The 12,749-nt window shown below is 33.8% G+C and carries 11 protein-coding genes and 1 tRNA gene; 10 read left to right on the forward strand and 2 right to left on the reverse strand.

The genetic code is table 11. The features are described 5' to 3' along the window. The first annotated feature begins 247 nt into the window (after window positions 1-247). Window positions 248-318 (forward strand) — tRNA-Gln (locus ACM55H_RS07775). Window positions 319-433: 115 nt separating this feature from the next. Here the strand turns inward: ACM55H_RS07775 and ACM55H_RS07780 are convergent. Further along, window positions 434-1,258, reverse strand: coding sequence for a universal stress protein (locus ACM55H_RS07780; protein ID WP_416835972.1), 825 nt, complete (start codon window positions 1,256-1,258; stop codon window positions 434-436). 175 nt (window positions 1,259-1,433) lie between these two features. Here ACM55H_RS07780 and rimP point away from each other — a divergent pair, with 175 nt between their 5' ends. The 7 genes from rimP to ACM55H_RS07815 all read left to right on the forward strand — a co-directional run bounded on the left by rimP (window position 1,434) and on the right by ACM55H_RS07815 (window position 7,439). Further along, on the forward strand, window positions 1,434-1,898 hold the full coding sequence (rimP, locus tag ACM55H_RS07785) for a ribosome assembly cofactor RimP (RefSeq protein ID WP_039109423.1): 465 nt from the start codon (window positions 1,434-1,436) through the stop codon (window positions 1,896-1,898). A 13-nt stretch (window positions 1,899-1,911) separates the two neighbouring features. Then, a complete protein-coding gene (gene nusA / locus ACM55H_RS07790) occupies window positions 1,912-3,165 on the forward strand; it encodes a transcription termination factor NusA (protein WP_039108733.1) in 1,254 nt (417 codons plus the stop codon). 112 nt (window positions 3,166-3,277) lie between these two features. After that, a complete protein-coding gene (gene infB / locus ACM55H_RS07795; RefSeq protein WP_416835973.1) occupies window positions 3,278-6,166 on the forward strand; it encodes a translation initiation factor IF-2 in 2,889 nt (962 codons plus the stop codon). A 75-nt stretch (window positions 6,167-6,241) separates the two neighbouring features. Continuing rightward, entirely contained in the window at window positions 6,242-6,448 is a 207-nt protein-coding gene (locus ACM55H_RS07800) for a hypothetical protein (protein ID WP_416835974.1), read from the forward strand. Window positions 6,449-6,576: 128 nt separating this feature from the next. After that, the gene (locus ACM55H_RS07805) at window positions 6,577-6,795 is read left to right on the forward strand and encodes a hypothetical protein (RefSeq protein WP_416835975.1); all 219 of its coding nucleotides are present in this window, start codon (window positions 6,577-6,579) and stop codon (window positions 6,793-6,795) included. 132 nt (window positions 6,796-6,927) lie between these two features. Next, window positions 6,928-7,116: a hypothetical protein gene (locus ACM55H_RS07810; RefSeq protein WP_416835976.1), complete on the forward strand. Its 189-nt coding sequence runs from the start codon at window positions 6,928-6,930 to the stop codon at window positions 7,114-7,116. After that, complete coding sequence (locus tag ACM55H_RS07815) at window positions 7,113-7,439, forward strand: hypothetical protein (protein ID WP_416835977.1); 327 nt, start codon at window positions 7,113-7,115, stop codon at window positions 7,437-7,439. The genes ACM55H_RS07810 and ACM55H_RS07815 overlap by 4 nt, the downstream gene beginning before the upstream one ends. Window positions 7,440-7,695: 256 nt before the next feature. On the opposite strand, the gene ACM55H_RS07820 is transcribed toward ACM55H_RS07815, so the two are convergent. Further along, entirely contained in the window at window positions 7,696-8,085 is a 390-nt protein-coding gene (locus tag ACM55H_RS07820; RefSeq protein WP_416835978.1) for an SPOR domain-containing protein, read from the reverse strand. 217 nt (window positions 8,086-8,302) lie between these two features. Here ACM55H_RS07820 and ACM55H_RS07825 point away from each other — a divergent pair, with 217 nt between their 5' ends. Both ACM55H_RS07825 and ACM55H_RS07830 read left to right on the forward strand, forming a co-directional pair. After that, window positions 8,303-9,637: a cytochrome c3 family protein gene (locus ACM55H_RS07825; RefSeq protein WP_416835979.1), complete on the forward strand. Its 1,335-nt coding sequence runs from the start codon at window positions 8,303-8,305 to the stop codon at window positions 9,635-9,637. Window positions 9,638-9,666: 29 nt separating this feature from the next. Next, on the forward strand, window positions 9,667-12,723 hold the full coding sequence (locus tag ACM55H_RS07830; protein ID WP_416835980.1) for a TAT-variant-translocated molybdopterin oxidoreductase: 3,057 nt from the start codon (window positions 9,667-9,669) through the stop codon (window positions 12,721-12,723). Window positions 12,724-12,749: the final 26 nt, after the last annotated feature.

Consider the following 12,749-nt stretch of genomic DNA (forward strand, 5'->3'; position numbering starts at 1 on the left):
AGTGCTAAATTGTAGTTAAATTTTGAGTTACAAAGAAAATGTTTTTTTATGTAACGATGCGAGCATTAACAAAAATTTCTAAAAAACAAATATGGAAAACTAATGAATTGGTTTCTAGTGTTTTTGAAAAGTTTACAGGCTGTTTCTGTTCTTAGGGGAAATTATTTTCAATAAAAAGCGATAAAAAATTTGTGCAAATTAAAATTTGTTCTAAATTTGCACTCGCTAAGCAATAGCAAAGCAATGCTGGTCTATGGTGTAATGGTAACACAACTGTTTTTGGTGCAGTCTTTCAAGGTTCGAGTCCTTGTAGACCAACGTAAAGCCTCTCAATTTTTGAGAGGCTTTTTTTTTGGAAAAAAAGTAATTTTCTTATGGAAGTCCAAGTATATGATTTTTTGGATTTAATTTAAAGCTGTAGTGGGATTGAAGATTAAATCTTAAAAGTAATTACTGGTTTTATGGTATGGTTTACCAAGTCTTCGCTGATACTTCTGTTGAAAAAATGTACTAGTCCAGTTCTGCCATGTGTGCAAAGACCTATTAAATCCGCATTGACTGAATTTGAGAAATTGATAATTCCCTTTTCTACATTACCATCGTTAAAAATGTGCAAGGAGTAGTTTTGGATATTAAAGTCGGCAATAAAATCTTTCATTATTTTTTCGGAAGCTAAAGTAGTTTTGAAGCTATTAGGAGTGCAAATCATTACTAAAAATAGATTTGCATCAAAGATTTTAGTGAATTCTATCATTTTTTTGAAAGGCTTTTTTATTTCTTGCGAAAAATCAGAAGCGAAAACAAAATTTCTGGCTTCAAATTTACCGATATCTTTTTTGATGACTAAAACAGGGATGTCGGAAAGACGAACTACTTTCTCGGTGTTGGATCCAATGAGTATTTCTTCAATTCCTGATGAGCCATGAGATCCCATGATGATTAAATCGATTTTATTTTTTTTGCTGAATGATAATATGCCGTCTGAGGCTCTTTCGAAATGTACTGTTTCGCTGACTGAGAGGCCGTTTAAATAAGGCCGTTCTTTTATTTTTTGAAAGGTTTCGTTTGCTTTTTTTATAAATAACATTACTTCAGGAATACTACTTCCTCCGGAAATAGCATCGCTCATTTGACTTGGCAGCTCCAGCATGTGAAGTAAAAATATTTCGCAATTATTCTTTTTAGCAATTTGTGCAGCAACTTTTAATGCGTCTTCAGCATGTTCTGAAAAATCGGTTGGTACTAAAATTCGCTCCATAATCAATACGTATTAAATTATGTAAAAACAGTTATTTTAATGCTGTATTAAAGATAAGAAATATTTTAACAGCTAGTGTTTATTTTTAATTAATAAAAAAAACACTATATTTGCACCGTTATTTATTAAAATCTAGATAATGAGGGGACTAAATGTCCCCTCTTTTTATAAAAATATGACATTTAAAGAAAAAGTAAATACGTTATTGACCGAATGCCTTTCAGAAAAGGCATCAATTTTTTTGATAGACCTTACTATCACTGATGCTTTTAAGGTTATTGTGAATTTGGATGGTGATAACGGAGTAGCGCTTCAGGATTGCATCGATGTGAGTCGTTTTATAGATAATAACTTGGATCGCGAGGAACAAGATTACTCTTTAGAAGTAGCTTCGGTAGGGGTTGGGTCGCCATTGAAATTAGTAAGACAATACAAGAAAAATATAGGACGCACATTGATTGTGAAGACTGGTACAGAAATAATTGAAGCAGAATTAGTGGAAGCTAATGATGATTTTGTAATTTTGTCGTGGAAAGCAAGAGAACCTAAAAAAATAGGAAAAGGAAAAGAGACAGTTCAAAAAGAACTAAAACTACCTTACGCCGATATAAAAGAAGCAATTGTTACAGTAACATTTTAATTAAAGAATTCGCATGGAAAATTTAGCATTAATCGATTCATTCTCAGAGTTTAAAGATGATAAACTTATTGATCGTGTAACGCTTATGGCAATTTTGGAAGATGTATTTAGAAATGCATTGAAGAAAAAATACGGTTCAGATGATAATTTTGATATCATTATAAATCCTGATAAAGGGGATATGGAGATATGGCAGAGAAGAGTAATCGTTGCGGATGAAGATTTAGATTTTGATCATCTTGAAATTACTTTGACTGAAGCTAGAAAAATAGAGCCTGATTTCGAAATTGGTGAAGAGGTTTCCGAAGAAGTGAAATTAATTGATTTAGGAAGAAGAGCAATTTTAGCTTTACGTCAGAATTTAATTTCTAAAATTCATGAACATGATAACACAAATCTTTACAAACAATTTAAAGATTTAATAGGTGATATCTATACTGCTGAAGTACACCATGTACGTCCAAGAGTAGTGATTTTGGTTGATGATGAAGGGAATGAGATTATTTTGCCAAAAGAAAAACAAATACCTTCTGACTTTTTCCGTAAAGGAGATAATGTTAGAGGAATAATAGAAAGCGTTGAATTAAAAGGAAATAAGCCTCAAATTATTATGTCAAGAACTTCTGAGAAGTTTTTAGAGAAATTATTTGAACAAGAAATCCCTGAAGTTTTTGACGGTTTAATCATGGTTAAAAAAGTGGTAAGAATTCCTGGTGAAAAAGCAAAAGTAGCTGTAGATTCTTATGATGACAGAATTGATCCTGTAGGAGCTTGTGTTGGTATGAAAGGATCTCGTATTCATGGAATTGTTCGTGAATTAGGAAACGAAAATATTGACGTTATCAATTATACAAGTAACATTCAATTGTTTATAACGAGAGCATTAAGTCCTGCTAAAGTTTCTTCTATTAAAATAAATGAAGAGACAAAAAGAGCAGAAGTTTTCTTGAAGCTTGAAGAAGTATCTAAAGCAATTGGTCGTGGTGGACACAATATTAAATTAGCGGGTTTATTGACTGGTTATGAGCTAGACGTTATTCGTGAAGGTGATGTTGCAGGTGCTACAGCTGATGAGGATGATGTTGAATTAACTGAGTTTTCAGATGAAATTGAAGACTGGGTTATTGAAGAATTTGCAAAAATTGGTTTGGATACTGCAAAAAGTATCTTAAAACAAGATGTAGAAGATTTAGTAAGAAGAACAGACCTAGAAGAGGAAACTATTCTGGATGTAATGAGAATATTGAAAGAAGAATTTGACAGTTAGTCAATGTGTCTTCAACGATAAACATGCCACTTTACAATTAATTCTTGCTCGGTAGGTATCGAGTTGGGAGTAAAGTGAGGAATAACAAAAAAGGTAATAATAAAAAGGTTTTATGTCTGAAGAGAGAATTATTAGAATAAACAAAGTTTTAAGGGAATTGAATATTTCTTTAGAAAGAGCTGTGGATTATCTAAAAGATAAGGGGATTGCTATTGAAGCAAATCCAAACGCAAAAATTTCTGATGATGTATACAATGTCTTGTGCGGTCAGTTTGCTGGTGACAAAGGGAATAAGGAGGCTTCAAAAGAAGTAGGGGAAGAGAAAAGAAAAGAAAAAGAAGCTTTACGTTTGGAACGAGAAAAAGAAATCGAAGACAAGCGTAAGCAAGACGAAGAACGACTAAAACAACAAGAAGTTATCAAAGCGAGAGCTGTTTTAGCTGGACCTGTTCAGGTTGGAAAAATAGATCTCAATCCAAAAAAATCAATAGTTGTTCCTGCCCCTGTTAAGGTTGTTGAAAAAATCGAGACTCCTGTAGTTTCAGTTCCGGTTGAAAAACCTGCTATTGTAGAAGCTATTCAAAAAGAGCAAGTTCAAAAAGAACCTTCACAAGATAAACTTGTTTCAGACAAAAAAGAAGTTAAACCTATTGTTGGAATAAAAGAAGTAAAGAAAGAGCCTGTAAAAGAGGTTGTTTCTGAAAGTGTAAAAATTGAAAAAGTTGAAGAGGCTCCGGTTGATGAAACGATAACAACTCAATATCAAAAGCTATCAGGTACTACTTTAACAGGTCAGATAATTGATTTGTCTCAATTTAATAAGCCTAAAAAGAAAAAAGAAGAGCCTAAAATTACTCCAAATAAACCAGGTGCGCCAGGAGCTATAGGAGCTAATAATGCTAATAAAAATAAACGCAAAAGAATTGCTCCAAAACCGGGTGCTCCTAGACCACCTGCTACTCCTGGAGTTCCTGGAGCACCAAATCCGAACAAAATCACGCCTAACACAGGTGGTGGTGGTTTCAATGCGAACAGAAGTGCCAGACCTGGTTTTGTAAAAGGAAACAGACCTGCTATTGTTGCAAAAGTGGAGCCTACGGAAGAGGAAGTTAAAAATCAAATTAGAGAGACTTTAGAGAAACTACAAGGAAAAGGTGGTAAATCAAAAGCTGCTAAATATAGAAGAGACAAAAGAGATACGCATCGTCAGAAATCTGATGATGAGCAAAGAGCTCTTGACGAAGGAAGTAAAACTATTAAAGTTACGGAGTTTGTTACTGTAGGTGAAATTGCCATTATGATGGATGTGCCAATTACTAAAGTTATTGGTACTTGTATGTCACTTGGAATCATGGTTACCATGAATCAACGTCTTGATGCAGAAACATTGACTATTGTAGCTGATGAGTTTGGTTATGAAGTTGAATTTATTACTGTTGATATTGAAGAAGCAATTCAAGTTGTTGAAGATAAAGAAGAAGATCTAGTTTTCAGAGCGCCAATTGTAACAGTAATGGGTCACGTCGATCACGGTAAAACATCTTTGCTGGATTACATTCGTAAAGAAAACGTAATTGCAGGTGAGTCTGGAGGAATTACACAACATATTGGTGCCTACGGAGTAACTTTGGATAACGGACAAAAAATTGCATTCTTAGATACACCTGGTCACGAAGCGTTTACTGCGATGCGTGCGCGTGGTGCTCAAGTTACAGATATTGCTATTATTGTGATTGCTGCTGATGATGACATCATGCCACAAACTAAAGAAGCAATTAGCCATGCTCAAGCTGCGGGAGTTCCTATCATATTTGCTATCAATAAAATTGATAAGCCAAATGCTAATCCTGAAAAAGTAAAAGAAAGATTAGCAGGTATGAATTTACTTGTTGAAGATTGGGGTGGGAAAATTCAATCACATGATATTTCTGCGAAAGTAGGAACAGGTGTGAAGGAATTATTAGAAAAAGTATTGTTAGAGGCGGAATTATTAGATCTAAAATCTAACCCAAACAAAGCTGCACAAGGTACAGTTGTTGAAGCTTTCTTGGATAAAGGAAAAGGATATGTTTCTACAATATTAGTTCAACATGGAACCCTTAAAATTGGAGATTATATGTTGGCTGGAAAACACCATGGTAAAATTAAAGCCATGCACGATGAGAGAGGGAATATTGTTACTGTTGCGGGTCCTTCGACTCCGGTATCAGTTTTAGGTCTTGACGGTGCGGCAACAGCTGGTGATAAGTTCAATATCTTTGAAGATGAAAAAGAAGCAAAACAAATTGCTTCAAAACGTTCTCAATTGATGCGTGAGCAATCTGTCCGTACACAAAGACATATTACATTAGATGAAATTGGACGTAGAATAGCATTAGGTCAGTTTAAAGAATTGAACATTATCCTTAAAGGTGACGTGGATGGTTCGGTTGAAGCATTGTCAGATTCGTTCTCTAAATTATCTACTGAAGAAATTCAAATTAATATTATACATAAAGGTGTTGGAGCAATTACGGAGACTGACGTTATGTTGGCATCTGCTTCTGATGCAATCATTATCGGATTTAATGTTCGTCCTGCTGGAAATGCTAGACAATTGGCAGACAAAGAAGAAATTGATATCCGTTACTATTCTATTATCTACGCAGCTATCGATGACTTGAAAGATGCAATGGAAGGAATGTTAGCGCCAGAGATGAAAGAAGAAATTCTTGGAACTGCTGAAATTAGAGAGATATTCAAAATTTCTAAAGTTGGTTCTATTGCTGGAAGTATGGTTATGGATGGTAAAATTGTTAAAAATGCCAAAATGAGAATCATCAGAGAAGGTGTAGTTGTGTTTACAGGTGAACTGTTAGCGTTGAAACGATTTAAAGATGATGTAAGAGAAGTGGCTAAAGGATACGATTGTGGTATTCAAGTGAAAGGATATAATGATATCGAAGAAAGAGATGTTATTGAATCGTACCATGAAGTAGCTATCAAAAAGAAATTGAAATAAAATTTCAATATTTTATAATTAAAATCCCGATTCGTCGGGATTTTTTTATTTTTATAACATACTAAAAAATGAAACATGAATAAATTGCTTATATTATTTTTTCTTGCAGTTAGTACTGTTGTGTTTTTTCAGAATAAAACGGAATATCATAAAATATCTCTAAAAGACAAAAAGGATAAAGCGTCAGGATTCAATTTCTACATAGGAAATGTCTGCGATGGAAGACAGTTAAAGAAAATATCGGAACCGTTCAATAAGGAGGATTCAACAGAAACGTTTTAGCGAATTTTGAAAAACCTTTAACTGAATAATTTTTTGATTATCTAGTTGTTATTTGTCCAAAACAAGAAAATAATCCTAAAATTTCTATTCGTATTAATGATTTATATGTTTCAGAACTTACCCGAGCAATGTCTGAAACAGGATATGTAACTGTAGTAATTGATGTTATTGAGTCTAAAGACGGTATTGATTATATTGTTGGGACGTACACCGCTTCCGCAGAAAGCAACGGTATGGATGTTACCAATAAACACGATGAAAGATTGAAAAAAGTTTTACAGGAATGTTTTACCAATTATACGAAAACAAGCAATAATGATAAGACTTCTATAGTTTTTTTCTGTTGATCAGAATATTAAAAATAAAACGATAACTGCGATTCCTTTCAAGGGTATTTATTTGACTTATACCGATGTTTTAAACGAGATGCCACTTGATATAGTAATTTTGAAAGTGTAAATAAAAATGAAAGGTTTTATTTGCTTAATAAAACCACTAATTCTGAAGAACTGAATTATTACGGATTCAGTGATGGAGGAATTTTTTATATAAATGTTTCCAAGTATGCAAGTGCAAAATATTATACTAAAACCGAAATAATAGGAAGTAAGTATTACATAGAAAATGTAGTCTATAATCCTAATAATACCATTGCTATGGGGCAATGATTGGGTTAATTGGTGTTGCAATTGCTTCTTTTGCGGCAAATAGCTCATCAGTTCCGATGCTTATTGATTGTTATTCGGGACTGCCTTCTTTTTTGTCAAATAATGAAATAAAGGTAATGTTGATACCTTATCCGGAGCTTTTGAAAGGCTTTAAAAGCAGTAAGAAAAATAGTGAAGATATAAAAGCTATTCTTAAAAGCTGTTACCAAGAAGTCGTAGAAAAGACTTTCGCTAGACTCTTTTGTTTACGTTTTGTGGTGCTTGACGGTATCGATTGTATACTTAAATTAAAAGGCAAATTGCTGTGTTTGCAGTTCGGATAACAAAAAAGCAGTTGTTTTAAACAAGGGAACTACTGTTTTTTTATATAATTGTTTTTTCCTAAAATCAATATCTTGGAAATATAAAGTTATCGACATTACAGTATTTGATTATGCTGATATATTAATGGTCCGATAATAAGATTTTTATAAGCTCACCAAGGTGAGTACTTACTATAGGATAAAAAGAAAAAAGCCATTCGTAATGACTGGCTTTCTTATGTAAAAGTAATTATTTCGACAGATTAACGCTAATTTTTTATTTATTCGGCTTTATCAAAAATACATTTTTGTATTCTTTTCGAATGTCAATTAAATTACGTTCTGCTTCAATACGAGTTTTAAAATTTCCAACCCAAACTTTATAATTTGGAGTATTGAATACGATTGTTCCGTCCATATCGCCAAACTCTTGCTTGAATTCATTTAATGTGTTTTTCGCTTTTTCGCTATCGCCGCTAAATATTTGAACTTTATATCGGTCATTTACAGTGTTAGAAATGTTTGTTTTTCTTTTTTCATTTAGTAATTGTTCAAATTTAGAGTCTTGATTTACCGTGATATTTTGATCTTGTGCATTTATATAGCTACTAGTAAGGCACAAAGTGACGGCATAAAAAAAAGCTTTTTTGGGTGTTAAAATTCTCATAATGTGATAGTTTTTATGCAAAAATACTATTTAATGAATGAAACGAAATAATAAATATTATTTAGAATTAATATAAATTGAATTTAAGACTATTTTAAGGTTTTGAGAATAGTTCTTAAGTCGTATTTTTGTGCAAGTTTTAAAAGAATGTATTAGTTTTTTCTAATATTGTTAATAGAAAAAATCGTACCAATTTTAGTAGATAATCATTTATAATATGAAAAAGGTGGGTAACCATAATTCGATCTCAAGGAAATTATATTTAGGCTTAGGGCTAACGCTAATTTTCTCCCTAAATTCATTTGCGCAAACTGCGGCTCCTGCAGCCGTGCCAGCTACGACACCAGATGTGGCTGTTGCAAGTCAAGGTGGTGATCCTGTAAAAGGAAAAGAGCTTTTTAATGCAAATTGCGCTGCATGTCACAAACTAGATGCGAAGGCAACTGGTCCTATGTTACGAGGTGTTGCTGCAAAACATGAAATGGCATGGATTTACAAGTGGGTCCATAATAGTTCTGATTTGATTAAGTCAGGTGATGCAACTGCTGTAAAGCTTTTTGAAGAAAATAACAAATCTGTAATGACTGCTTTTCCTCAATTAGCAACGATAGATATTGATAATATTATAGCTTATACGTCAGAGCCAAAGGCTGAGGCTCCGGTTGCGGCTGGTGCTGCTGCGGTTCCAGGTGCTCCTGCTGCTGAAAGCGGTTTGTCTAATAACATTATATTAGGTGCTCTTGGTTTGGTTATGGCTATGTTGGTTGTAATGCTGTTTTTAGTGAATAATGTTCTGACTAAAGTTGCTAAGGCTAATGGTATTGAAGTAACTCCAAAAACTCCAACTACTCCAATTTGGAAAGCATTTGCTAGAAATCAATTTTTAGTATTGGTGACTTCTATCTTTTTGTTATTGTCTGGGGCTTATTTTGTGTATGCTTTCTTGATGCAAGTAGGTGTTGATCAAAATTACGAGCCAATTCAGCCGATTCATTACTCTCACAGAATACATGCGGGTAGTAATGGAATAAATTGTAAATATTGTCACTCTTCAGCTAGGGTGAGTAAGAATTCGGGAATTCCTTCTTTAAATGTTTGTATGAATTGTCATAAAAACATCGCTGAAGTTTCTGATACTACTGCTACTCCAGATCATAGTAAAGCTTTTTATGATGGAGAAATTCAGAAATTATATAAAGCAGTTGGTTGGGATCAGTCTACTCAAAAATATACTGGTAAAACAGAGCCGGTTAAATGGATTCGTATTCATAATTTGCCTGATTTTGTTTATTTCAATCACTCGCAACACGTTACCGTAGCGGGGATAGAATGCCAGACTTGTCATGGACCTGTTCAAACTTTTGAAGTTATGAAGCAATTTTCTCCTCTTACAATGGGATGGTGTATTAATTGCCACAGAAAAACGGAAGTTAAAATGGAAGGTAATGACTATTACACAAAAATTCATGAGGAACTTTCTAAGAAATACGGTGTAGACAAATTGACTGCGGCGCAAATGGGAGGTTTAGAATGCGGTAAATGCCACTATTAATCAAATTATTAAGATTTTAATATTTATATATGTCATCAAACAAAAAATACTGGAAAAGTGTTGAAGAACTAGACAAAAATAGTTCTATTGTTGAGGCGCTTAGAAATAACGAATTTGTTGAAGAAATTCCTACTGATGAATTTTTAGGGAATAATGATGCTTTGTCATCTTCGTCAACAACACGTCGTGATTTTTTAAAGTACGTTGGGTTTAGTACTGCAGCAGCTACGCTAGCAGCTTGCGAAGGTCCTGTTCATAAGTCGATACCTTATGTACTTCAGCCAGAACAAATCATTCCTGGAGTAGCAGATTATTATGCAACTTCGGTTTTTGATGGTTTCGATTTTGCAAATCTTTTGGTAAAAACACGTGAAGGGCGTCCTATTAAAATAGATAATAATACTATTGCTGGAGCAAAATTTAGTGCTAATGCTAGAATTCATGCGTCTATATTGTCATTATATGACAGTATGCGTTTAAAAGAGCCGAAAATTGAAGGTAAAAGTTCAACTTGGTCTGCTGTTGATTCTGCAATTAAATCAAGTTTGGTTGAAGCAAAAGCTAAGGGTGGTCAAATTGTACTTTTAACAAATACATTGGCAAGTCCGTCAACTGAAAAGTTGATCGGTGAATTCATTGGTAAAAATCCAAATGCTAAACATGTTGTTTATGATGCTGTCTCTTCTTCTGAAGCTTTAGATGCTTTTGAAGCGGTTTATGGTGAAAGAGCTTTAGTTGATTACGATTTCTCAAAAGCATCTCTAATAGTTTCTGTTGGTGCAGATTTCCTTGGAGACTGGCAAGGTGGTGGATATGATTCGGGTTATGCGCAAGGCAGAATTCCAAAAAACGGAAAAATGTCTCGTCATTTTCAATTAGAATCAAATATGACTTTGTCTGGTGCTGCTGCTGATAAGCGTTTGGCGATGTCTACTGCAAATCAAAAACAAGCATTAATTCATATATATAATGTTATAACTGGCTCATCTGTGGCAGTTAGTTTAGATGATAAATTTAAATCTGAAGTTAATAAAGCTGCTCAGCAATTAAAAGCTGCTGGTTCAAAAGGAGTTTTAGTTTCAGGGATTCAAGATAAAAATGCTCAATTATTAGTTTTAGCTATCAATCAAGTATTGGCAAGTGAAGCTTTTAGTGCTTCTGGAGCAAGACAAATTAGAAAAGGTTCAAACGAAAAAGTATCTCAATTAATCAATGAAATGAAAGCGGGAAGCGTTCATACTTTGATCATGAGTGGTGTTAATCCTGTTTATACTTTAGCAGATAGTAAATCATTTGTTGAAGGGTTGAAAAAAGTTAAAACATCAGTTGCTTTTTCTTTAAAAGAAGATGAAACGGCTGCACTTACTACAATCGCTGCTCCGGCTCCACATTATTTAGAGTCATGGGGTGATTTAAGTTTAACAAAAGGTACTTATAGTGTTACTCAACCAACTATTCGTCCTTTATTTGATACAAAACAATTTCAAGACGCTTTATTGTCTTTGAATGGTGTAGCAGGTACTTTTTACGATTATTTAAAAGCGAATGCTTCAACAATCGTTTCAGGGTCTACTTGGAATCAAGTTTTGCATGACGGTGTTTTCGTAGGTGTCGTTTCTGCTGCTTCTGCATCCTCTGTTGATTACTCTGGTGCGGCAAATGCTTTGGCTCAATCAAAAGCTTCTGAAGGATTTGAATTGATTTTATATACAAAAACTGGATTAGGGGATGGCCAACAAGCAAACAATCCTTGGTTGCAAGAATTGCCAGATCCAATTACCAGAGTTTCTTGGGACAATTATCTTACTGTTTCGAATGCTGATGCTAAGAAATATGCTTTATCTAATGAAATTGTAGCGAATGGTGGTTTGAATGGTAGTTATGCTACTATTACAACTACTGATGGTTTAAAATTAGAAAATGTACCAGTAATTGTTCAGCCAGGTCAAGCTGTTGGTACAATTGGTTTAGCTTTAGGTTATGGTCGTAAAGCGGCTTTGAAAGAAGAGATGCAAGTAGGTTTAAATGCTTACTCATTATATAAAGGTTTTAATAATGTTCAATCTGTAACATTGGTTAAGGCTGACGGAGAACATGAATTTGCTTGTGTTCAAGGTCAAAAAACTTTGATGGGAAGAGGTGATATTATTAAAGAAACCACTTTAGAAATTTTTAATACTAAAGATGCTGAGTTCTGGAACGAACAACCAATGGTATCTTTAGATCACAAAGAAGTTGAAGCTACAAAAGTAGATTTATGGGATTCATTTGATCGTTCTACAGGACATCACTTTAATCTTTCTATCGATTTAAATGCTTGTACTGGTTGTGGAGCTTGTGTAATTGCTTGTCATGCTGAAAACAACGTTCCGGTTGTTGGTAAAGCTGAAATTAGAAGAAGTCGTGATATGCACTGGTTGCGTATTGACAGATATTATTCTTCTGAAAGTACATTTGCAGGAGATAACGAAAGAAAAGAAAATATTGCAGGTTTATCAAGTTCATTATCTACATTTAATGAAATGGAAAAAGCAGGAGATAATCCTCAGGTTTCTTTCCAACCGGTAATGTGCCAACACTGTAATCATGCGCCTTGTGAAACTGTTTGTCCAGTTGCTGCAACATCTCATGGTCGTCAGGGTCAAAATCAAATGGCTTATAATAGATGTGTTGGTACTCGTTACTGTGCTAACAATTGTCCTTATAAAGTGCGTCGTTTTAACTGGTTCTTGTATAACAAAAACAGTGAATTCGATTATCATATGAATGACGATTTAGGACGTATGGTATTAAATCCAGACGTAAATGTTCGTTCTCGTGGAGTTATGGAAAAATGTTCTATGTGTATTCAAATGACACAAGCTACAATTTTAAATGCAAAAAGAGAGGGAAGAGTAATCGTTGATGGAGAATTCCAAACGGCTTGTTCAAATGCTTGTTCTACTGGAGCAATGATTTTTGGAGATGTGAATGATAAAGAATCTAAAGTTACTAAGTTAGCTGAAGATGAAAGAATGTATCATTTATTAGAGCATGTTGGAACAAAACCAAATGTGATTTATCATGTTAAAGTTAGAAATACCTAGTACAAAAAATAATTAATTAAGAATCA

It is taken from the genome of Flavobacterium cryoconiti, assembly GCF_048158645.1.
Taxonomy (GTDB): domain Bacteria; phylum Bacteroidota; class Bacteroidia; order Flavobacteriales; family Flavobacteriaceae; genus Flavobacterium; species Flavobacterium cryoconiti.